Source organism: Duganella sp. AC917, assembly GCF_979258245.1.
The window spans coordinates 5,981,638-6,002,776 of sequence record NZ_OZ409848.1 but is presented as its reverse complement, the minus strand read 5'-3'; the positions used below and the strand labels follow the sequence as shown (position 1 = coordinate 6,002,776).

General features: G+C 62.8%; 17 protein-coding genes. 6 read left to right on the top strand and 11 right to left on the bottom strand.

Annotation, left to right across the window (positions count from 1 at the left end; translation table 11 throughout):
- Positions 1-258: 258 nt before the first annotated feature.
- Positions 259-411 carry a hypothetical protein gene (locus tag ACZ0BA_RS26220; RefSeq protein WP_463454053.1) on the bottom strand — a complete coding sequence of 51 codons (153 nt, stop codon included), beginning with the start codon at positions 409-411 and terminating at the stop codon, positions 259-261.
- 33 nt (positions 412-444) lie between these two features.
- Between ACZ0BA_RS26220 and ACZ0BA_RS26215 the strand changes: the two genes are divergently transcribed.
- Entirely contained in the window at positions 445-951 is a 507-nt protein-coding gene (locus ACZ0BA_RS26215; protein ID WP_463454052.1) for a host attachment protein, read from the top strand.
- Between the two features lie 127 nt (positions 952-1,078).
- Here ACZ0BA_RS26215 and ACZ0BA_RS26210 read toward each other — a convergent pair whose 3' ends face one another.
- A complete protein-coding gene (locus ACZ0BA_RS26210; RefSeq protein ID WP_463454051.1) occupies positions 1,079-3,319 on the bottom strand; it encodes a sugar nucleotide-binding protein in 2,241 nt (746 codons plus the stop codon).
- 189 nt (positions 3,320-3,508) lie between these two features.
- Positions 3,509-4,282: an AraC family transcriptional regulator gene (locus tag ACZ0BA_RS26205; protein ID WP_463454050.1), complete on the bottom strand. Its 774-nt coding sequence runs from the start codon at positions 4,280-4,282 to the stop codon at positions 3,509-3,511.
- Between the two features lie 90 nt (positions 4,283-4,372).
- Between ACZ0BA_RS26205 and ACZ0BA_RS26200 the strand changes: the two genes are divergently transcribed.
- From ACZ0BA_RS26200 to ACZ0BA_RS26180, 5 genes are all read left to right on the top strand, one after another.
- A complete protein-coding gene (locus tag ACZ0BA_RS26200) occupies positions 4,373-5,035 on the top strand; it encodes an MSMEG_1061 family FMN-dependent PPOX-type flavoprotein (RefSeq protein WP_463454049.1) in 663 nt (220 codons plus the stop codon).
- A gap of 127 nt (positions 5,036-5,162) precedes the next feature.
- Positions 5,163-6,854: a GH39 family glycosyl hydrolase gene (locus tag ACZ0BA_RS26195; protein ID WP_463454048.1), complete on the top strand. Its 1,692-nt coding sequence runs from the start codon at positions 5,163-5,165 to the stop codon at positions 6,852-6,854.
- A gap of 353 nt (positions 6,855-7,207) precedes the next feature.
- The gene (locus ACZ0BA_RS26190; RefSeq protein WP_463454047.1) at positions 7,208-8,788 is read left to right on the top strand and encodes an isocitrate lyase; all 1,581 of its coding nucleotides are present in this window, start codon (positions 7,208-7,210) and stop codon (positions 8,786-8,788) included.
- Between the two features lie 129 nt (positions 8,789-8,917).
- Positions 8,918-9,418 (top strand): type VI secretion system amidase effector protein Tae4, encoded by a 501-nt coding sequence (locus ACZ0BA_RS26185; RefSeq protein ID WP_463454046.1) that lies wholly within the window; start codon positions 8,918-8,920, stop codon positions 9,416-9,418.
- Positions 9,415-9,861, top strand: a complete 447-nt coding sequence (locus ACZ0BA_RS26180; protein WP_463454045.1) for a type VI secretion system amidase immunity protein Tai4 — start codon at positions 9,415-9,417, stop codon at positions 9,859-9,861. Before ACZ0BA_RS26185 ends, ACZ0BA_RS26180 begins: the two co-directional genes overlap by 4 nt.
- Before the next feature lie 47 nt (positions 9,862-9,908).
- Here ACZ0BA_RS26180 and ACZ0BA_RS26175 read toward each other — a convergent pair whose 3' ends face one another.
- From ACZ0BA_RS26175 to ACZ0BA_RS26140, 8 genes are all read right to left on the bottom strand, one after another.
- A complete protein-coding gene (locus tag ACZ0BA_RS26175) occupies positions 9,909-11,636 on the bottom strand; it encodes a methyl-accepting chemotaxis protein (RefSeq protein WP_463454043.1) in 1,728 nt (575 codons plus the stop codon).
- Positions 11,637-11,791: 155 nt separating this feature from the next.
- The gene (locus ACZ0BA_RS26170) at positions 11,792-12,742 is read right to left on the bottom strand and encodes an AraC family transcriptional regulator (RefSeq protein WP_463454042.1); all 951 of its coding nucleotides are present in this window, start codon (positions 12,740-12,742) and stop codon (positions 11,792-11,794) included.
- 115 nt (positions 12,743-12,857) lie between these two features.
- Positions 12,858-14,402, bottom strand: a complete 1,545-nt coding sequence (locus tag ACZ0BA_RS26165; protein ID WP_463454041.1) for a carboxylesterase/lipase family protein — start codon at positions 14,400-14,402, stop codon at positions 12,858-12,860.
- Between the two features lie 176 nt (positions 14,403-14,578).
- On the bottom strand, positions 14,579-17,452 hold the full coding sequence (locus tag ACZ0BA_RS26160; protein WP_463454040.1) for a TonB-dependent receptor: 2,874 nt from the start codon (positions 17,450-17,452) through the stop codon (positions 14,579-14,581).
- Positions 17,453-17,820: 368 nt separating this feature from the next.
- A complete protein-coding gene (locus ACZ0BA_RS26155; protein WP_463454039.1) occupies positions 17,821-18,486 on the bottom strand; it encodes a DNA-binding protein in 666 nt (221 codons plus the stop codon).
- A gap of 107 nt (positions 18,487-18,593) precedes the next feature.
- A complete protein-coding gene (locus tag ACZ0BA_RS26150; RefSeq protein WP_463454038.1) occupies positions 18,594-18,998 on the bottom strand; it encodes a YgiW/YdeI family stress tolerance OB fold protein in 405 nt (134 codons plus the stop codon).
- A gap of 117 nt (positions 18,999-19,115) precedes the next feature.
- The gene (locus ACZ0BA_RS26145; protein WP_463454037.1) at positions 19,116-20,483 is read right to left on the bottom strand and encodes an ATP-binding protein; all 1,368 of its coding nucleotides are present in this window, start codon (positions 20,481-20,483) and stop codon (positions 19,116-19,118) included.
- Positions 20,473-21,138 (bottom strand): response regulator, encoded by a 666-nt coding sequence (locus ACZ0BA_RS26140; RefSeq protein WP_463454036.1) that lies wholly within the window; start codon positions 21,136-21,138, stop codon positions 20,473-20,475. Before ACZ0BA_RS26140 ends, ACZ0BA_RS26145 begins: the two co-directional genes overlap by 11 nt.
- Between the last annotated feature and the right edge of the window lies 1 nt (position 21,139).

The window sequence follows — 21,139 nt, the reverse complement described above, 5'->3', positions numbered from 1 at the left end:
AACTCTAGCATCGCGTTATCTAAATTTATAACTATTTTTTTACATATGAAAAGTCGACAAATGTAGCGAATTGCTTTGGATCCATCGTTATTTTGCTTAGGGAAACCATGAATCGACGCCGCATCATAGGGGAAGCCGGATGCTGGAGATGATAGTAAATAGATCGTGAACTGTTAATTATCGATGATCCTTACGTGACCATCATGAAACAGTTAGAAATATATGTTGTATGTAACCATCATCTTGCAAGCCGGGCAGTCACGCCTCGATCACCAGCGATCTGAATAGAAGAAAATCCTTTCCGCGCGAAACAACTTCCACGGCTGCGCGGTTTTTTTTCAGCACGCCTATACTCACTTCACACGCATCGCCGCGCGGCGAAATCCGCTGCGCCGGGCGTTGCACCACCATTCAATATGATCGTAATAGTTGACAGGAGGTAGCATGCAAACGACTTGGATTATCGCCGCCAATGCCGGCCGCGCACGGTTCTTTTCAGAGTCCGACCCGGCCAAACCATTGCAAGAAATCGAAGACATGGTCAACTCCGCCGTGCGCTTGCGCGTGCTGGAAACGGAGTCCGACAAAATCGGGCCGACCGCCGCCACCAACAGCGGCCACAACATCGGCGGAACCCAGGGGGTGGGCTTTGCGCACAACGGCAAAGTCGGCGCGCCGAACAAAGCCTACCAACCGGCGCACACGCCGGCCGAGCAGGAAGCGGAGCAGTTCGCCAAGGATATCTCGAACTACCTGCTGAAAGCGCACCAGGAAGGCCGCTTCGAAAACCTGGTGATCTCCGCTTCGCCGCAATTCCTTGGCGCACTGCGCTCGTTCATGGACCCGCACGTCAAGGCACTGATCAAGAACGAGGTCAACAAGGACTACACGCACTCCAGCGGACAACAATTGCGTGAGCATCTGCAGGCGCACCAGGCCAAGCCGGAATAAGGCCGCATCGATCATTTGGAACAATCAACGACGGCCGCTTCAATCGCCCGGACATCGAACCCGGGCGTTTGAAGCGGCCGTTCTGCCGCCCGGCCGGGGCGGCCAGGCGTGTCGGGCAAGTCGCGGGCTACTGGTTCGAGCGCGCGGTTATATAGCGGTCCGGATCGGTATGCAGCGCGGCGTAACGCTCGAGCGCGCTCGACAGCGGCGGCAGCAGCACCGCCCGCTCGCTCCCCAGCGCGCTGTACGCAGGCCGCGCCGCGCGCGCATGCAAGCGCTGGGCCGGCACCTTGTGCAAGCTCGCCGGCTCGACCCCGGCCGCGCACGCCGCCATCGCCGCCAGTTCGGCCCACGTGACCGGGGTCGCGTTGCTCAGGTGCCAAATGCCTTTTTCCTTGTCTATCAACAGGTCCAGACAGGCATGCACCAGGTCCGGCACGTAGGTCGGTGAGACGACCATGTCGTCCGCAGCCGCGAAAGGCCTGCCGGCGCGCATGGCGTCGAGCGCCTGGCCGACGAAGTTGCGCTCGTCCCACGGGCTGAAGAACGCGCTGCTGCGTATCACCAGCGCGTTGGGATGGGTGTCGAGCACGCGGGTCTCGGCCTCGGCCTTGCTGCGGCCGTACACGCCCAGCGGCGCGACAGCGTCGCTCTCGACGTAAGGGCGTTCGGCCCGGCCATCGAACACCAGGTCGGTCGAGAACGTGACAAAGCGCAGGTCGTTGCGGATGCAGGCCAATGCCAATATCGTCGGCGCCAGGGTGTTTTCGCGGAAGCAGCGCTGCGGGTCGATTTCGGCCTCGTCGACCCGCACGTAGCCGGCGGCGTTGATCACCGCCCACGGCCGGTAGCGCACGATCGTCGCCTCGACCGCTGCCGGATCGGTCATATCCATCTCGGCGCGCGAGACGATGTGATAGGCCAGGTTGCGCCGCTCGCACAGGCGGGCGAACGCGCTGCCGAGCGCGCCGTTGGCGCCGACGATCAGGATCGGCTGGACGAAATTGTCGCGGCCGACATCGAACAGCCCGCTCAGGTCGGCCACCGCCATCGGCGCGGCGACCGGCTTGACCAGCAAGCGCTCCGGCCGGCGCCACCAGCCACGTCCCTGCAATACCGGATGGGACAACGGCCGTCCACTGGCCAGTTCGCGCATCATTGCCGCCAGCGCGGTTGGTCGCGGGCCGTTGCCGCGCACGTCGAACGGTCCCGGCTCGTAATAGCCCCGGCATTCGGAGACCAGGCAGTTCCAGTCGTACGATCCCAGCAACGCCCACACGGTGACCGCGCGGATGTCGGCGCCGGCGCGGCGTTCGCGGTTGGCCGCGCTCCATACCTCCAGCAGCCAGCGCAACTGGTCTTCGCGGTTGGCGTCGATATGCGCTTCGGTGACGGCCACGGGCAAGCCGTAACGCTCCCACACCTCCGCCAGCAATGGACCGACGCCCGGAGTCGGCGTGGCCAGCACACGCGGCGTTTCGATGTCGGCATACGTCTGGCCCCGATACTGTCCGTGATAGGCCACCGGGTAGCGGTGCAGCCGGTGGTCCAGCCAGCGCTCGCTGGTGGCGTAGTAGTTGACGCCGATGATATCGGGCGGGCAGGGATTGTCGCGGAACCACAGCAACTGCTCGGCGCCGATGCCGGTGCCCAGCAGATAGTCCCACATCGCATGGCCGGGGTCGACTTTGCCGCACAACAAATCCCACGTGAGCCAGCGCCGCTCGTTGAAAAATTTCACCAGCGGCTCCATCGGTTCGGTGCCGTAGTTCTTGCTGATGTCGTCGGTCTGCACCAGCAAGGCGTGCGGATTGACACGGCGTATCGCGCGCATCGCCAGCACCGTGCCGCGACACTCGTTGAGCAGCGCCTGCACGAAGCTGCGGTCGTCCTTCGCGTGCGGATACCAAACGCCGTACAGGCCGCTGAAGCGCGCGGTCGTCAGCGGTTCATTGACCGGCGTGTAGTATTCAACCCAGGGATACCGGCTCGCCACCGCCCCCGCGTAGTCAGCCAGCTTTTCAGGAAAGTCCTCGTCCAACAGGCTGGTGTGGCGGGGGCCGCTGCCGTGATGGAGCAGGCCGACGATAGGCGTGACGCCCAGTTCGCGCAAGGCCGGCAAGCGCAGGTCCGACCAGCTCCAGTCGGCGTCGGCAAGCTCGCCCGGCGCGGTGCGTTCCCATAAAACCGGGTAGCGGATGGCGCTGACGCCGAGCGAAGCGAAACGCTCGAGGTCCGCCAAACGGTCGGCGTGGCCGTTGCGCTCCATCTGGCTGAAATACTGATCGCGTACGCGATTGACGGTGCATTCAAGACCGCCCCAAAGCGCCACCGACGACTCGGCTGTGTCTGGGTTGTAGTTATTCATGATGATCCTCTGGCATGACGAAAGCTTCAGCTTAGGGAGGGTCTATCGCCCGGTCTGTGAGTTGCCTTACACACGAACGTATCGCGCCAAACTTACCGAAACGGCACACTCGGCCGCAGCGGACGGCGGCAATCGGCGGTCGATGCAGGCTGGCATGACAATCGGCTCATGCGTTAGCCGCGTGTGGTTCTATCCGCGCCGGTATGCGGCGGGCGTGTCGCCGAAGGTGCGCTTGAACAAGCTGATGAATGCACTGGCGCTGGAATAGCCCAGATCGAACGCGACCGCCTGCACCGGCATGCCCTCGGCAAGCATCGCCAGCGAGCGCATCAACCTGGCCCGTTGCCGCCACGCGGTGAAGTTGAATCCGGTCTCGGCGACAAACCGCCGGCTCAAGGTGCGCGCGCCGATGGCGGCCCAGTCGGCCCAACTGTCCAGATCGCGATCGTCGGCCGGATCGTCGATCAGCGCCTGCGCGATCTTTTGCAAACGAACGTCGGTTGGCAGCGGCAAGCCGAACGGCTCGATCGGCAGGGTCCGGATCTCGTCGAGGATCACTTCGACGATGCGCTGCCTGGCCTCGCTCCACTGGCCTTCCGGCCACGTGCTCGCGCGCAGCACCGCTTCCCGCAGCAGGCCAGAGGTGCGGATCGTGCACGGACGGCGCGGCAAATCATGGCATGCCTCCTCGGCCACATAGGCGCTCCAGCCATGAAACGGGCCGTGCGACCGGCCCGAGTGGAAATGATGCGGCGGCAACCACACCGCGTGGATTGCCGGCACGATCCAGACGCCGTCCTCCACGCCGACCGACAACAGTCCCTGCATCGACGCGAACAGCTGGCCACGGGAATGCCGGTGCGGTTCGGTCACCAGCTCTTCATTCTGGCGGCCCTCGACGACGAACACCACCGGGCCTTCCGATGAATTGCTGGCGTGACGGTTGATGGATAGTTTGGCCATGGCCGCATTTTGACATTGAATGGCATCGATGGTGTACAGCCGCCACCAAAATCGCATTACTCTGGAGTTTTAGCCACCAGGGAGCAAAGCATGCAAACAGCCGACGGTACACCCGAGAGCACCATAGACCAGCAAGCCGTCGATCTCGACGCCCTGTACGCGCCACCCTCGGAGATGATCCAGAAGGCGGTGCTGGACCACCTGGTCGATTTCCACCTGGAGTATCTGAAGGCGGCGACATTTTTCTGCCTGGCGACCGGCAGCGAACAAGGACTGGATGCCTCGCCGCGCGGCGGTCCCGCCGGATTCGTGCACGCGCTCGATGCGCACACGGTCGCCTTTGCGGATTGGCCGGGCAACAACCGCATCGAATCGCTGCGCAATATAAAACAGGACGGTCGCCTCGGCATGCTGTTTATCTTCCCCGGGCTGGAAATCTTTATGCGCATAAACGGCCGGGGCGAGCTATCGACCGATCCCGCATTGCTGGCGCGGCTGGCCGAGGGCGGCCGCCCACCGAAGACCGCGACCGTGGTGCGGATCGATCAGGTGCTGCTACATTGCGGCAAGGCCATCAACCGCGCAAAATTATGGCGCGCCGATTCTCAACTCGGTCCTGCCGCGCTGCCGACCGTCGGCAAAATAATCGCCGCCCTCGGCAAACGCGACAACCCGCAAGCGGCCATGGACGATGCGCAAATCGAACAGATCAACCAGCACTACGATCACTCGGTGCGGAACGACCTGTACTAGCGGTGCAATACCGAACGCCAGGGTTCCGATATCCGATTCGGTATGCCATCTGATCGAAATTTCATTGGACCGTCGAGCGGTATGGGCCTACCGTCGCCCAACAACCCGTTTCGACGAGAGAATAACAATGAAGAGACTACTCACCGCGCTTAGCCTGGCGGCCGGCGCGCAACTGTGCTTTGCCGCCCCGCCATCCGCCCCCGCCCCTTCCGTCCCGGTCAAGCTGACCATCGACGCCGCCACGGTCCAGGGGCCGATGACGCCGATCTGGGCCTGGTTCGGCTACGACGAACCAAACTACACAACCGCCCCCAACGGCAAGAAGCTGCTCAGCGATATCGCCGCGCTGAGCCCGGTCCCGGTGTACGTGCGCGCGCACAACCTGATGACCTCGGGCGATGGCAGCTACGCGCTCAAGTGGGGCTCGACCGGCATGTACAGCGAGGACAAGGACGGCAAGCCGGTCTACAACTGGACCATCATCGACCAGATCTTCGACACCTATGTCGAACGCAAGATGAAGCCGCTGGCGCAGATAGGCTTCATGCCGCAGGCGCTGTCGCAGCGTCCGCACCCGTATCAGCATCAATGGAAGCCCGGCACGCGCTACGAGGAGATCATGACCGGCTGGGCCACGCCGCCGAACGACTACGACAAGTGGGCCGAGCTGATCTACCAATGGGTCAAACACAGCGTGGCGCGCTACGGCCAGAAGGAAGTGGAAAGCTGGTACTGGGAAGTGTGGAACGAACCAGACGGCCATTACCTGATCGCGCCCGATACCAAGCTCGAATACTTCAAGATGTACGACTACGCGGCCGACGCCGTCAAGCGCGCGCTGCCGACGGCGCGCATGGGCGGGCCGCACACGGCGGGCGCAGGACGCTTCATGGACGACTTTCTGGAGCACTGCCTGCGCGGCAAGAACCACGCGACCGGCAAGACCGGTTCGCCGCTGGACTTCGTGGCCTTCCACGCCAAGGGCTCGCCCAAGCTGGTCGAAGGCGTGGTGCGCATGGGCATGAACACCCATTTCAAACGCCTCGACGAGGGCTTTGCGCTGGTTGAAAAATATCCCGAGCTCAAAGGTATCCCGGTGATCATCGGCGAATCCGATCCGGAAGGCTGCGCCGCCTGCGGCATGCAGACCAACCCGGAAAACGCCTACCGCAACGGCACCCTGTATTCGAGCTATACGGCCGCCTCGATCGCGCGCGAGTTCGACCTGGCCGCGCGGCGCGGCGTCAATCTGATCGGCGCGGTCAACTGGTCGTTCGAGTTCGAAGACCAGCCTTGGTTTGCCGGTTTCCGCGACCTCGCCACCAACGGCGTCAACAAGCCGGTGCTCAACGTGTTCCGCATGTTCGGCATAATGACGGGCGACCGGGTGGCGGTCGGTGGCGACCAGGCCTACGACGCCGCGCGCATCATGGCCGACGGCGTGCGCGGCGCGGGCACCGACATCAATGCGCTGGCCACCAGGGACAAACACAGCATCGCGGTGATGGTGTGGAACTACCACGACGACGACGTCATCGACGCCGGCTCGCCGGTGGAACTACGCATCGCTGGTATTCCCGCCAAGCAGGTAAAGCTGCGCCACTTCCGGGTCGACAACGACACCAGCAATTCCTACACCGCATGGAAGCGGATGGGCGGGCCGGCCAACCCGACACCGGTGCAAATCGCCGCGTTGCAGAAAGCCAGCGAACTCGCGCAAGTGGGCGCCACATCGACGCTGAAAACGGCGGATGGCAATGCTGTGGTGAAGATGCAACTGCCGCGCCAGGCCGTATCGCTGGTCATCCTGAGCTACTAGTCAACCGTCCACGTTCCAACAAATTCCCATGCATGCGTCACCAGTGGCGCATGCTTTTCGCTCTCCCCTCCCCGGCTCCACTCAACAGCTGAAACCCAGTTTCACATCGCGGGATCGCGCCGCAATCGCCAGCGGCTCAACCATATCATTTTTTGAAAATCGGTTTCACATGCCAAAATTCAGAAACTAAGCCTTTGAAAATAAACGAATAAGTTTATGTCCTATGTCTTATATAAGACCTTGATGCATCGCACCAAAATGCCCTACTATTTAGTCATGCGGTTCGCACTTGACGACATACCAGAACTCAACGATTTTCCCCAAACGCGCTTTTTTTCTTTCAGGAGATAGACATGTCCCAATATCAAGACGACATCAAGGCAGTAGCCGGTTTAAAAGAACAACAGGGCAGCGCCTGGAATGCGATCAACCCCGAGTCGGCCGCCCGCATGCGCGCGCAGAACAAGTTCAAGACCGGCCTGGACATCGCCCGCTACACCGCCAAGATCATGCGCGCCGACATGGCCGCCTACGATGCCGACTCGTCCAAGTACACCCAGTCGCTGGGCTGCTGGCACGGTTTCATCGGCCAGCAAAAAATGATCTCGATCAAGAAGCACTTCAATAGCACCGACCGCCGCTACCTCTACCTGTCGGGCTGGATGGTGGCCGCGCTGCGCTCCGAGTTCGGCCCGCTGCCGGACCAGTCGATGCACGAGAAAACCGCCGTCACCGCGCTGATCAAGGAGCTCTACACGTTCCTGCGCCAGGCCGACGCCCGCGAGCTGGGCGGCCTGTTCCGTGAGCTGGACGCCGCCGAGGGTTCGGCCAAGGCCGCCATTCAGGACAAGATCGACAACCACATCACCCACGTGGTGCCGATCATCGCCGACATCGACGCCGGCTTCGGCAACGCCGAGGCGACCTATCTGCTGGCCAAGCAATTCATCGAAGCGGGCGCCTGCTGCATCCAGATCGAGAACCAGGTGTCCGACGAGAAGCAATGCGGCCACCAGGACGGCAAGGTCACCGTGCCGCACGAGGACTTCCTGGCCAAGATCCGCGCCATCCGCTACGCCTTCCTGGAACTGGGCGTGGACGACGGCGTCATCGTCGCCCGCACCGACTCGCTCGGCGCCGGCCTGACCAAGCAGATCGCCGTGACCGCCAAACCGGGCGACCTGGGCGACCAGTACAACGCCTTCCTCGATTGCGAGGAAGTATCCGCCGACGCGCTGGGCAACGGCGACGTCATCATCAAGCGCGACGGCAAGCTGCTGCGTCCGAAGCGCCTGCCAAGCAACCTGTTCCAGTTCCGCGCCGGCACCGGCGAGGCGCGTTGCGTGCTCGACTGCATCACCTCGCTGCAGAACGGCGCCGATCTGTTGTGGATCGAAACCGAAAAACCGCACATCTCGCAGATCGGCGGCATGGTCAGCGAAATCCGCAAGGTGATCCCGAACGCCAAGCTGGTCTACAACAACAGCCCGTCGTTCAACTGGACCCTGAACTTCCGCCAGCAGGTCTACGACGCGATGAAGGAAGCCGGCAAGGATGTGTCGTCGTACGAGCGCAGCAAGCTGATGAGCGTGGAATACGACCAGAGCGAGCTGGCGATCACGGCCGACGAAAAGATCCGCACCTTCCAGGCCGACGCCGCCCGCGAAGCCGGCATCTTCCACCACCTGATCACGTTGCCGACCTACCACACCGCCGCGCTGTCGACCGACAACCTGGCCAAGGACTACTTCGGCGAGCAGGGCATGCTCGGTTATGTGGCCGGCGTGCAGCGCAAGGAAATCCGCCAGGGCATCGCCTGCGTCAAGCACCAGAACATGTCCGGCTCGGACATCGGTGACGACCACAAGGATTACTTCAGCGGCGAGGCGGCACTGAAGGCGGCCGGCAAGGACAACACGATGAACCAGTTCTAACCCGTTCCGGACGAGGGTCAAGAATGGCAAAAAGCTCGCTGCGGCGGGCTTTTTTTTTCGCCCGTGCGCGCAGATGGCGGATAATCGGCAAGCGTCCGATCCTGCACAACCTCAACCAAGGAGCACGGCATGACCCGTCCCCGTTTCAACGATGCCTGGGCCGCTTCGCTGCGGATTTACGACCACGACAATTCCGCAGCAAAGGTGGCGGAGGTGATCGGCGGCTATGTGGCGAAGAACATCAACAATCCCAATCCGGCCCAGCGCTGGGAAAACACCTGCGCCGTGCGCATGAGCTATATCCTGGGGGAAGCCGGTCTGACACTGCCCGCGATACGGGGCAAAACCGTGTCCGGCGAGGACAAGCGGCAGTACTTTTTCCGCGTGCGCGACCTGATCGCCTATCTAACGCGGCAATGGGGCAAACCCGAGGTCGTGGAAATGCCCGCAGCCGGCGGCGGCATCCTGGCCGGCCGCCAGGGCCTGGTCCTGTTCGAGGTGACCGGCTGGACCGATGCGCTGGGGCATGCCACGCTTTACGACGGTAGCGCCTGCTACGACAAATGTTATTTCAACGAACCCGGCGCGGCCTATCGCACGGACCGCGCCAACTTCTGGTCCCTGCAATGACATCGCTCCGCTTCATGGCGCTGTTCGCTTGCACCGTGCTGTCGGCGCCGGTCCTCGGCGCCGATCAACACGCCGATTCGCCACAGGCCGGCGCGCGCACCTATGCGCAGAATTTCAAGGACATGGTGCTGGCAAGCTGCCTGGCGAAGGCCTACGAGAAAGATCCAGGCGCCGCCACCGACGCCGGCAGTAGCGTCAGCGCGCTGCGCGACTGGACCTACTTCGATATGGAGAAAAGTCCCGAGGCCGTCGAGGCGCTGGTGGACGAGTTTTTGGCGCGCGACTACGCCAACCCGCTGGTCGAAGCGGAGATTAAGGACGTCCGCTTCGATTTCCTCAAGTGCATGGATCTGTATCACAGCAAGGGGCTCGACAAATTGGTCAAGCGGCTGGTCATCCATCCGAAGCGCAGCTACAGGCAAGAAAACCGCCAGCGCCGCTAGTTTTCCAACGCTGGTCTAAGCGTTCAATGCGGATGTCGCACGCCGGTTTAAAACTCTTCCCAGTCATCACCCTTGCCGGCCGCCGAGACGGACGCCGCCGGAATCTTCTTTGCCGGCTCCTTGACGCGGGCCGGCGGACGTTGCGCCGGCGCGGCGACCTTGCGAACCGGCTGGGCCGACGACACGCGTGGCGGGCGTGCCGGCGCCGCAATGGCCGGTCCGGCCGCGCTCGCCGCCAGCTTGAATACGCTGACCACGTCGGCCAGCCGCGCCGCCTGCTCCTGCATGGCTTCCGACGCGGCGGCCGCCTCTTCCACCAACGCGGCGTTTTGCTGGGTCACGTCGTCCATCTGCACGATCGCCTGGTTGATCTGCTCGATGCCGGAGGTCTGCTCGGCGCTGGCCGATGTGATCTCGGCCATGATATCGGTCACGCGCCGCACACTTTCGACCAGTTCGGTCATGGTGCCGCCGGCCTGGCGCACCAGCACGCTGCCGGCGCTGACCTTCAGGCTCGAATCGTCGATCAGCGCCTTGATCTCCTTGGCCGCGCCCGCCGAGCGCTGCGCCAAGTTGCGCACCTCGGTGGCGACCACCGCGAAACCGCGTCCCTGCTCGCCGGCACGCGCGGCCTCGACCGCAGCGTTCAGTGCCAGGATATTGGTCTGGAACGCGATGCCGTCGATGACGCCGATGATGTCGGATATCTTGCTCGACGAATTGTCGATCTCGCCCATGGTCTCGACCACCTGGCCAATGACGTCGCCACCGCGCCGCGCCACCGTCGATGCAGCCTCGGCCAGTGCGTTGGCCTGGCGCGCATTGTCGGCGTTTTGTTTGACGGTCGAGGTCAACTCTTCCATCGACGACGCGGTTTCCTCCAGCGAGCTGGCCTGCTGCTCGGTGCGCGACGACAGGTCCTGGCTGCCGGCGGCGACCTGGGCCGACGCCGAGGCGATGGTTTCCGTACCGCTGCGCACCGTGCTGACGGTGTCGACCAAGCTGTCGTTCATGGCTTTGAGTGCCTGCAGCAGCTGGCCCAGCTCGTCGCCCCGGTCGACCTCGATCCGGCTGGTGAGGTCGCCGGCGGCGACGGTGTTGGCCACGCGCAGCGCCTGCGCCACCGGACGCGTGATCGAGACGGTGATCACGTAGCCGAGCAAGCCGGCCAGCGCCAGGATCGCCGCGCTCAGTCCGATCATGATGTTACGCGTGGTGACATAGGTCGATTGCGCCTCGGTGGCGGCATTGTTGGCCGCCTGTGACTGCAGCGCGATCTGTTCGGCGATCGCCTTCTTGTACGCGCCCAGCACCGGTCTGAGCTGGCTCGACAGATAGGCGCGCGACTCTTCAGGTTTGTTATCGGCGATCAGCTTGAGCAAGTCCTCCTGGCCCTTGACGTACTTGGCGTTGGACTCGATCATCGAAGCAAGCAGCGTGCGTGCCTGCGGGATTTGCAAGGTGCGGTCGAGCGTGTCCAGGTTCTTCTGAGATTCCTGGCGCAGCCCGGCGATCAGCTCGGCCTGGCGCTGGCGGTCGGCCGCCTCATCCGTCAGCATCATGTTGCGCAGGGCGATGGCGATGTCGCTGATGTTCCGATTGAGCGCGTTGGCGGTTTCAATCTTGGGCATGCGGTCGTTGGCGATAAAATGGGTGCTTTCATTGACCTTGCCTATCATGGTCACGCTGAGCGCCGTGACGGCCACCAGCATCAAACAGATGGCGCCGAAGGCCAGCGCGAGTCGCTTGCCGATGTTGAGATTCGAGATTTTCATGAGTCACCTTGCGGAATTATGGACGTGGTCGGCGAAGATTTGTATTTCGGTACAGCAAGATACTATGTCCAATTTGGTGCATTTTCGATGGCTAAACGTTAAAGACCCCGTGAATTTAAAAACTTTCGCACCGTTCTGGTTCGAAAATACAACAATCACTGCGCCGGTTCGCGTTGAACGTTGAGTTGTTGGATGGCCTTGATGTGCCGCAGCGGCGGCGCGCCGAACATGCGGCGGTATTCGCGGTTGAATTGGGTCGGACTTTCATAACCCACGCGGAAGGCGGCGGTGGCCGCATCGGCCGCCTCGCTGAGCATCAACTCGCGCGCATGATGCAGGCGCAAGTGCTTTTGGTACTGGAGCGGGCTCATCGCTGTCATGGCGCGGAAGTGGTGGTGCAAGGTCGACACGCCCATCCGCGCGATCTCGGCCAGTTGCTCGACGCGCAGCGGCGCCATGTAATTTTCCTTGAGCCACGAAATCGCCGTCGCCACCCGGTTGGTCTGCGTGCCGGACAGCGCGATGCGCCGCAGGTAGGCGCCCTGCTCTCCGCTAAGCAGCCGGTACAGGATCTCCTCGTGGATGTGCGTGGCGAGAAAGGGGATGTCGCGCGGCGTGTCCATCAACCCGATCAGGCGGGCCAGCGCGTCGAACAGCCCGGTGGTGGCCGTCCCCACCGCGATGGCCATCTCCCCGCGCTGGGGCGCGCTGGCGCGCACATCGTGCTGCACGATGATGCGGCGCAGGCATTCCAGGTCCAGCCGCAGCAATGCCGCGTAGTAGGGCTCGGCGTCGCTGGCGTCGAGAATCTGCACCGTCGTCGGCAGATCGATCGCCGTGAGCAGGAAGTTCGATTCGTCATAGTCCAGGACCGCCGCGCCGACGACCACCCGCTTACGGCCACGAATGATCAAGGATACGCTGGGCTCGTAGATGCTGGAAAACGCTGCGGACGGTTCGGTCAGCCGATATAAGGTAAGACCCGGAATGCCGGTCTCGAGGACCGGCGAGCGCCAGTCCAGCCGCTCGCAATCGGCCAGGATGCGGCGCCGCACGGGCAAGGTCTGCTCGCCGACCGGACGGTCCTTCTGCTCTGATGCTTTCACTGGCGCTCCCGAAATCTCACCTTGCCAGTCTAGCCGTCCTCGTGCGGATTTCGCCAGCACATTATTTTCAACGACAGGATTGGGCAAGAGTTAGGCAGGATCGATCCAGGCGCGCCTATTTGAACATCGCGGGAAACACCGACAAGTCGGGCAGCGGATAACGTTTGAGTTCGGCCTTGTCGCCGATAAGCATCAGCGACGCGTTGGTGCCGTCGTAAGCGGGCCAGGCCGGCAGGCCCTTCCCTTCCGGACGGCCGGTGGCGGCGAAATTGACCCAAGTGCGGGCCAGCCGTCCCGCCAGCTCGCGGTCGGACGTGGTCCACGCGCGGCCATCCTTGTCGAGATTGTCGAACACGTACGGGATCTCGGCGCCGTGCCCCGCGCCGCAGCCATAGCCGCATGGCGTCGCCGGCTCGGCCGGCTGGTGCGCGAAATAGTAGGCGTACGACTTAGAACGGGCATGGCGCGCGTGCAAATCGGCCCAGGACAGGATGCCCCAAGCCCACCAGTCGTTGGTCAGCTGATCGATCGAAGCTTTCGCCTGTGCATCGGTGGCTCCGGGATAACGCGCCAGCAATGTTGCCGGCGGGGCGTAGCCGAGCAAGGTCGTAACCAGCTCGCGGTGCCTGGCGGCCGTGAACTCGGTGGTGTCCAGGATCTCCGGCGCCAGGTCCTTGCCCTCCTCGGCGTTCCAGCCGACCAGCAGCGGGACGTCGTTGTGACGGCGCTGGCGGTAGCTGGTGATCAGATCTTCGCGCAACACGTGGCCATCGACTATCGCCCGCGCCGACCATGCCGGTTTCTGCAATTGCTCAACGCCCATCGTCCGCAGTTTCGCCAGATTCATCGCGCCGAGGCCTTTCGCGTAGGCGAGCCCTTCGGCTTCGGCGCCGCGGCGGTCCAAGCGGGCTTGGTCGTCCGCATTGAGCGACAAGGCATAGCCGCTTTCGGCGACGGCGCTGTGGAACAAGCCTTTGGCCAGCGGCGAGCCGATGAGCACCCCGACCGAAGTGCCGCCGGCCGACTCACCGGCGATCATCACGCGGTTCGGATCGCCACCGAAGGCGGCGATATTGCTTTTGACCCAGCGCAGCGCCGCGATCTGGTCTTGCAAGCCCTGGTTGCCGGAGGCGCGCTCCGGCGACTCCGCCGACAGTTCCGGGTGGGAGAAGAAACCGAAAATGCCAAGGCGGTAGTTCAGCGTGACGACGATGGCGCCGTGCCGGGCCAGGTTGGCGCCGTCGAAGCCGGCTTGCGCGGCGGTACCGCCGTAGTAGCCGCCGCCGTGTATCCACACAATCACCGGCAGCTTGTCGGCCTTCTCCGGCGCCCAGACGTTGAGGTACAGGCAGTCCTCGCTTTTCGGGTGGGTCACCCACACGGCGGTCTGCGCGCAAGCGGCGGAAAAGCTGGTCGCTTGCTTGACGCCCTTCCACGGCACCACCGCCTGCGGCGACCGCCAGCGCAGCGCGCCGACCGGCGGCGCGGCAAAGGGCACGCCGAGGTAGGTGCGCATGGCGCCGGCGCGTGTGCCTGCGATTTGGCCGCCGGTGACGTTGACGGTAGCGGTGGGTTCCGCGTGATCGGCAGCAACGGCCGCAATGGCCGTCACGCCTCCGAGGTGCAACGCGACCAGGGTGGCCGCACGTAAATGTCTCATTATTATATTCTCCGATAATGGTCGGAATGCTACTCGCTTTATTGCTTGGCAATAGTGTGAATTTGCGCAGCACCGTTTTCGAAATTCACCAGCTGCTTGCCGCAAAAAAAACGCGCCGGGGACCGAAGTCCGCGACGCGCAAATGAAATCGCCCCCTTGCGGCGACTACTACATCGTTACATCTTCCAGCGCAGGCCAACCGCGACCGAACGTCCGATCTGCAGCGTACCGAAACTGGTCGTCTGCGGATTACCCGCACTGCCGAAGTGGTAATACTGCTGCTGCATTTCGTTGGTCAGGTTGACACCGCTGATATCGACCGACATGTTGTCGTTGATCTTGTACGACACTTGCATGTCCACACTCTTTTCCGGACGACGCCAGATACCGAGGGGATTGGCAAACTGCGCCGCTTCGTTGGTGGACAGGAAGCCGGAGCGCCACACATAGGACAAGCGCGCGCTGACCGGGCCCTTTTCGTAAGCCAAAGTGGCATTGTAGGACCTGTTGGACACGCCGAAGAACGGTGTCTCGAGCTGGGCGACGACGTCGCCGGCATCATTGACCTCGGGCACGTTCTGCGACGACTTCAGTTTCGTAAAGCTGCCCTGGAACCCCAGGCCGTCCAGCATGCTAGGCAACCATTTCGGGAAGTAAACCAGACCGAGCTCAACGCCACTGATCGTGCCGTCGGAAGCGTTGACCGGCGAGTTGATGACGTAGTCATAGCCGTTCGTATGGTCGCCGCCCGAGGTCGAGTTGCGGAACGGGTCGTTTGCCGGATCGACGTGCACCCTGCGGCGCAAGTCAACGACCAGACCCTCGATCTTGCGCTTGAACGCAGTACCGTAGAGTGCGCTGTCCTTTTGGAAATACCACTCGGCCGTCAGATCCAGGTTCTTCGAGCGCGTCGGTTCCAGGTCCGGATTGCCGCCGCTGCCCGAGCCATAACCCACCCTGGTCACGTCGTCACCGAGTTGCAGGACAGGATTCAAACTACCGAAGTTCGGGCGGCGCAGGGTTTGCCCATAGTTCGCGCGCAGTACGACATCCTTGGCTGGATCGTAAATCAAGGTCGCGCTGGGCAGGAATTTGCTGGTCGACTTGCTGGCAGTGGTCGGCGTGACCACCTTGGTGGTGGCATCAACCTTATAGAAAGTCATGTCGGTGTCGACCTTGACGTATCGCACGCCGAAATTGCCGCGCAGGCGATTGCCAAACAGCTCGTTTTGGGTATTCCCCATCAGGAACAAGTTGCTCGTCTTTTCATCGACCTGGAACGTCTTCTGCAGCCTCAGTTGGTCCGTCGTCAGGAAATTAGGATCGGTCGAGCTGAACATCTTGCGCCAGTCGTCGATATGGTCGCGGATGTAGTAGGCATTGGGCTCCACCCATGAGCGCGGCACGTTCGAGATATCCGTGCCGAAGTTCGAGTTGGTGGAGGAATACTCCGGACCGAGCGAGGCAAGGTTGCGGTTCAAGGTGCCCGATTGGTTGCGGTTGGCCTCCGACGCCTTGCGTTCGTCGAGGCGCCCGCCGAAGTGGATCGTCTGGAGCACACCCCAGTCGGCATCGTAGACGCCCGACAGATTGGCCGTCGCGGCACTCCCCTTGTTGCGGTTGGCGGTATCGTAGAACTGCGCAACATTCCACTTGGTCGGGTCGGTCAGGTCGGCATTGTTGTTGTTGAAGCCGAACGCCGTGTTGCCGCCGCCGGCATTGAAGTCGACGTTGATGGAAGGCGCGACGCGATCAATCCGGGTGGCTGTGAATTCCGATTGAAAGCTGCTCGATTGGTACGACAGATCACCATCCAGCCTCAGCCTGTCGCCGATATCCCACTTGCCGTTCAGGGCATACACGCGGGAATCGGTCGCCGATGTGGTGTAGTCGCCGCTGTTGAAGGCATAGACGCTACCGACATTGCGGCTCTTGATGATGTTCGTTCCCGGGAACGTCGTAATCGTCCCGGCAGGGTTGCTGCCGAGATCTCCCCACCAGTCGGCAAAGCTGAACAACAACTGGTTGAAGGCCTTGTCACGATAACCGCTGTACATCGATTCGAAGGTGTAGACCGAACTGCTGTTCGGCTTCCACTGCAAGGCGAGATTGGCGGCGGGACGCTCGCGCTTGCCCTGCAGGTCGCTCTGGAAAACGGCGTCACGCGACAGGTAGTAAGGATAGGCTTTGCCGTTGAAATCGAGCGTAGAACCGGCTGCCGTCGGCAAACCGGTACGGGTGCCAGGTGTCCAGATGCTGGTGTCGGTGATGCGCTGCAAGGGCGTGTAACCGGCGGGGACTTCGGCGGCATTGGGGCTGACAAACGGCACCATCGCGCCTGGCGTCACGCTTTCATTACGGTACTTCGTCCGGCTTGCCGACAGATTGACCAGGGCACCGACTTCGCCGAACGGGGTTTCCCAGCGGTTGCTTAACAAGGCGCTGAGTTGCGGGTTCGCCTTTTTCGCGGGATCGAGATAGGTCTCACGCGCCAAAAGCGAAACTTTCGACCCCTTGAAATCGAACGGGCGCAGCGACTTGACGTCAACCTGGCCCGCGATTCCAACCTCCAACTGGCTGGCGTCGCGCGTCTTGTAGACGTCGATCTGGCGAACCAGGTTCGACGGAATGTCCTGCAGCGCTACCTGGGTGCCGGACGCGGTAAAAATAGTGCGGCCGTTCCAGGTGGTTTGGACGTCGGGCAGGCCACGGATGGACAAGGTGCCGACCTCGCCGCCTGAGCGGTTGGTGACCTGGATCCCCGTCACGCGCTGCAGCGCTTCGACGACATTGTTATCGGGCAGCTTGCCAATGTCTTCGGCAACAATCGATTCCACAACCTGGTCGTTGGTGCGCTTGATCGCCAGGCTCTTGATCAGCGAGGCCTTGACACCGGTCACGACCACGGTGTCGATCGGCGCCGTCTGTTCGGCGGCCGCTTGCGCCCACACGGAGGCGCTGCTCAGGATGCCGGCGCCGGCCAGGACGGCGACCGACAGCTTGATTTTCAGATGGTATTGGGGGCGAGTCCCCGTGGCAGGTACGCTCATGTGTTTGTCTCCGAAATTATAATTTTTGTAAATGATTTAGTGCGCGAGCATGTTTTCTTGTGCTGCGAAACTAATCTTAAGGAGCGAACCAAGAGCAAACCAATCAAATTTTTCCGTGTTCTGATACCGAAACCGTTATGACAACATGCTCTGAGTCATGATGTTGGTCGCGGCCGGCCGCGCCCGCTGCGGTCGGTCGCCGGGCGTGGAGGCTGGGAAAGAGCTGGATGCGGTGCGTATCGGCGGCCGGGGTGGCGCCTGATGAGGGAAGAGCCCGCCATGCGCGGCGGGGCACAAAAAAAATCTGCGGCCACGCAACAAAACGTTGCGTGAAAGCCGCACCGGGATGCTTTCCGCAGTGACGCGGGTTATTCCGCCTTGCGCGGTTCGCCGCTGCGGGCCGCGAGCCGCGCCCGCAAATCCTTGATCTCCGCCGCGAAATTGTCGCGCGCCGTGACCGCGCCGACCAACTCCATCTGGGCGTTGAGCCGCGCGTCCGACAACGCGGCGGCGGCCGCCACGTTGCGCTCGATCTGCGCGCGCAGGTCGGCCAACTGGCTGTCCTTGCCCTCGATGGCCAACTGGTCTTTAGCCTTGCCCACCAGCGCATCGGTGGCGATCCGGCGCGCGTCGCGCAGCTCGGCCTGCAACTGGTCGATCTCCTCGCCGCGCTCGGCCAGGGTGGCCAGCAACTCCTCGCGCTCGGCTTCGAACTGCTCGCCGGACTTGAGCAAGACCTCCAGATCCTCTTCCGACTGCGCCAGCGCCTCGCGCGTGCCGGCACCGGCCTCCTCTGCCAATTGCTGGGCCCACTTGCCCAGCGCGATGGCGATCGGCTCGGGAATATCCAGCTTGGGCGGCTCGACCGGTTTGGCGTTGTGCGCGCGCCACGCCGTCAGATGCTTGTGCACGGCATTGACGGAGGCGCCGTCGAGCGCCTCGCAAACCGCCTCGATGGTCACCCGCGTGCCATCGCGTTGTAACTCATCGGCCGCTGCGGCGACCTGTTCGGCTGTGACTTCTTGACGTGACATTACCTGCTCCAGTGGAAATTTAACAAATACGATCCCACAAGATACAGTTATTGTTACGCGTCGGCAAGAATATTCCAGCGAACGTGCACACCGCGCGCACAGCTTGCTTAGTTGCTCACAACCTTGATTTGCTTGACGTCCAAGGTCGATTCGCCAATGGTTTCCTTATCAAACTCGCCGGTCAGCTCGACCAGCGTGTTCTGGTCGATTTTCACGCCGTCCGGGAAGCGCTTGGCGTCGATCTCGACCGTGATTTTGCCGCTTTGGTCGGCAAACTCGTATTCCTCGCCGCCCTTGTGGTTGACCAGCTTGCCCTTGAGCTTGACGTACTGGTCGTCCTTACCCTTGGCCAGCAGATCCTTGGCGGTCATCACAGGCACGCTCGACGGGCCGGAATAGCCGGCCGGCGCGGCGTTGGTGGACGGTCCGGCGTAGCCGCCGGTCTGGGCGAAGGCGAAGGCCGAACCGGCCAGCAGGGTGGTGATGCAAGAGATTTGGAGTATGCGTTTCATGGTCTTGTCCTTTGTGGTGGTGTGTCGTTATCGGAACCTGCGGTTTGTTGCAGGCACAGACGCATTACACCGATTGGACATTAACCGTATCTTAAAGAATCCTGTTCTTGCTGTGCCTCATCGATCCGGCCAATGCAGCGTGACGCCCAAACCTCGGCTGTCGAGGCCGGTGCCGAACACGATGTCGATGCCGTGCAGGTCGGCGATGCGCTTGACGATCGACAGGCCGAGTCCGCTGCCGCCCTGCCCCTGTCCCAGCACGCGAAAGAACCGCTCCGTCAGCCGCTGACGGCTGGCATCGTCGACGCCGGGGCCGTCGTCGCGCACGGTGATGCGGTCGCGGCCGGCGATGCTGCTCGCCGCCACCTCGACACGGCTTCCGGCAGGGCAATAGCGCAGCGCATTGTCAATCAGGTTGCGCAGCATAATCTCCAGCATCTGCGGGTTGGCGTCCAGCTTGTCCAGATCGCAGCGCGCGGTCAGCGTGATGCCGCGCTGCTCGGCCTCGCCGGCGTGGGCCGCAAGCAGCCGCTCGAACAGCGGCGCGAGCGCGACCGGCTCGCGCACCAGTTGCTCGCGTGCCAGCGGGTCGAGCCGCGCCAGCGCCAGGAGGCTGTCGACCAGCCCCGTCATTCGCGCGATATCCTGGCGCAGCTTCTGGAAGGATACCGCCAGATCCGGATGCTGCCGCTGCAGCAGTTGCACGCGCATGTGCAGCCCGGCCAGGGGCGTGCGCAGTTCATGCGCGGCATCGGCGGTAAAGCGACGCTCCGCTTGCAGCGCCGCGTCCAGGCGGCCCAGCACGCCGTTCAACGCCGTCACGATCGGCAATAGTTCGCGCGGCTGGCCGGCGGTCGGCACCAGCGCCAGATCGTCGGGCGTCTTGGCTGCGATGGCCGACGCGGTGCGGTGCAAGGGCTTGAGCACGCGGCCGGTCAACAGCCAGCACACCAGCGCCAGCAAGGTCAGAAACCCCAGCACCGGCAACCACAGCGACTCGGCAAGTTCTCCCAGGATATCGAAACGCTTCTTGTATTTCTGGCCGACCTGCACCTCGAAGCGGCGCTCGTCGTCGCGTACGATGAACACACGCCAGCGGCGCTCGTCGACCTCGGGATCGGCAAAGCCGTGGCTGTCGTCAAAGCCGGTGACAAACGGCCGGACCGGCGCGCCGCTGGTGCGCTGAATCACCCGGCCGTCGACGACGATCTGGTATTGCATGTCGACCTTGCGGCCACTCGCGCCGCCCGGCCTTGCCGACGCCAGCAGGCCGCGCTCGTTCCATTCGGTGGTGGCGGCCATGATCATGTAGCCGGATTCCTCCAGCGCGTCGTCGAACACCTCATTGGTCTCGTGCCAGGCGATGACGGTAACGATGCCCAGGCTGGCCAGCCACAGCACGGTGCTGGCGGCCACAATCACCGCCAGCAGGCGCCGCCGCAGCGACCACGGCGCACCGCCCGCCTTTGTCGGCTTAGTCGCCATGATTCTTCAGCCGGTAGCCGAGGCCGCGCACGGTGACGATGCTGTCGGCGCCCAGTTTTTTGCGCAGATTGTGGATGTACACTTCGATGGCGTTGCTTTCCACCTCATCGCCCCAGCCATACAGCGTTTCCTCGATCTGGGCGCGGGTGACGATGCTGTTTTTGCGCAGCAGCAGCGCATACAGCACGTGGTACTCGCGCGCGGTCAACGCCACCGGCTGGCCGCCCAGGCTGGCCTGCTTGGTCTCGATATTGAGTGCGATGTCGGCGTGCACCAGGTCATTGCTGACCTGGTGCACGCCTCGCCTCGCGGCCGCCCGGATGCGCGCCGACATCTCCTCCAGCTCGAACGGCTTGACCAGGTAGTCATCGGCGCCCAGGTCCAGTCCCTCGACCCGGTCGGCCAGCGCGTTGAAGGCGGTGATGAGGATGACCGGCACGGCGTTGCCGGTGGCGCGCAGCTCGGCCAGCAAAGCGTCGCCGGACATGCCCGGCAGGCCACGGTCGAGCAGCACGCAATCGTAGCGATGGGTCATCAGCGCGGTCTGGGCGGAATCGCCACGCTGCACCCAGTCGACCGCGTGCTGGTCCAGCCGCAGCCACGCGAGAATGGTTTCGCCCAGGGAGGTGTCGTCTTCGACTAACAAAATGCGCATT

What these genes read in the sequence shown, in the direction of transcription:
- ACZ0BA_RS26220 (WP_463454053.1), bottom strand. Translation starts at nt 411, where the DNA reads ATGGTGGTGCAACGCCCGGCGCAGCGGATTTCGCCGCGCGGCGATGCG.
- ACZ0BA_RS26215 (WP_463454052.1), top strand. Translation starts at nt 445, where the DNA reads ATGCAAACGACTTGGATTATCGCCGCCAATGCCGGCCGCGCACGGTTC.
- ACZ0BA_RS26210 (WP_463454051.1), bottom strand. Translation starts at nt 3,319, where the DNA reads ATGAATAACTACAACCCAGACACAGCCGAGTCGTCGGTGGCGCTTTGG.
- ACZ0BA_RS26205 (WP_463454050.1), bottom strand. Translation starts at nt 4,282, where the DNA reads ATGGCCAAACTATCCATCAACCGTCACGCCAGCAATTCATCGGAAGGC.
- ACZ0BA_RS26200 (WP_463454049.1), top strand. Translation starts at nt 4,373, where the DNA reads ATGCAAACAGCCGACGGTACACCCGAGAGCACCATAGACCAGCAAGCC.
- ACZ0BA_RS26195 (WP_463454048.1), top strand. Translation starts at nt 5,163, where the DNA reads ATGAAGAGACTACTCACCGCGCTTAGCCTGGCGGCCGGCGCGCAACTG.
- ACZ0BA_RS26190 (WP_463454047.1), top strand. Translation starts at nt 7,208, where the DNA reads ATGTCCCAATATCAAGACGACATCAAGGCAGTAGCCGGTTTAAAAGAA.
- ACZ0BA_RS26185 (WP_463454046.1), top strand. Translation starts at nt 8,918, where the DNA reads ATGACCCGTCCCCGTTTCAACGATGCCTGGGCCGCTTCGCTGCGGATT.
- ACZ0BA_RS26180 (WP_463454045.1), top strand. Translation starts at nt 9,415, where the DNA reads ATGACATCGCTCCGCTTCATGGCGCTGTTCGCTTGCACCGTGCTGTCG.
- ACZ0BA_RS26175 (WP_463454043.1), bottom strand. Translation starts at nt 11,636, where the DNA reads ATGAAAATCTCGAATCTCAACATCGGCAAGCGACTCGCGCTGGCCTTC.
- ACZ0BA_RS26165 (WP_463454041.1), bottom strand. Translation starts at nt 14,402, where the DNA reads ATGAGACATTTACGTGCGGCCACCCTGGTCGCGTTGCACCTCGGAGGC.
- ACZ0BA_RS26160 (WP_463454040.1), bottom strand. Translation starts at nt 17,452, where the DNA reads ATGAGCGTACCTGCCACGGGGACTCGCCCCCAATACCATCTGAAAATC.
- ACZ0BA_RS26155 (WP_463454039.1), bottom strand. Translation starts at nt 18,486, where the DNA reads ATGTCACGTCAAGAAGTCACAGCCGAACAGGTCGCCGCAGCGGCCGAT.
- ACZ0BA_RS26150 (WP_463454038.1), bottom strand. Translation starts at nt 18,998, where the DNA reads ATGAAACGCATACTCCAAATCTCTTGCATCACCACCCTGCTGGCCGGT.
- ACZ0BA_RS26145 (WP_463454037.1), bottom strand. Translation starts at nt 20,483, where the DNA reads ATGGCGACTAAGCCGACAAAGGCGGGCGGTGCGCCGTGGTCGCTGCGG.
- ACZ0BA_RS26140 (WP_463454036.1), bottom strand. Translation starts at nt 21,138, where the DNA reads ATGCGCATTTTGTTAGTCGAAGACGACACCTCCCTGGGCGAAACCATT.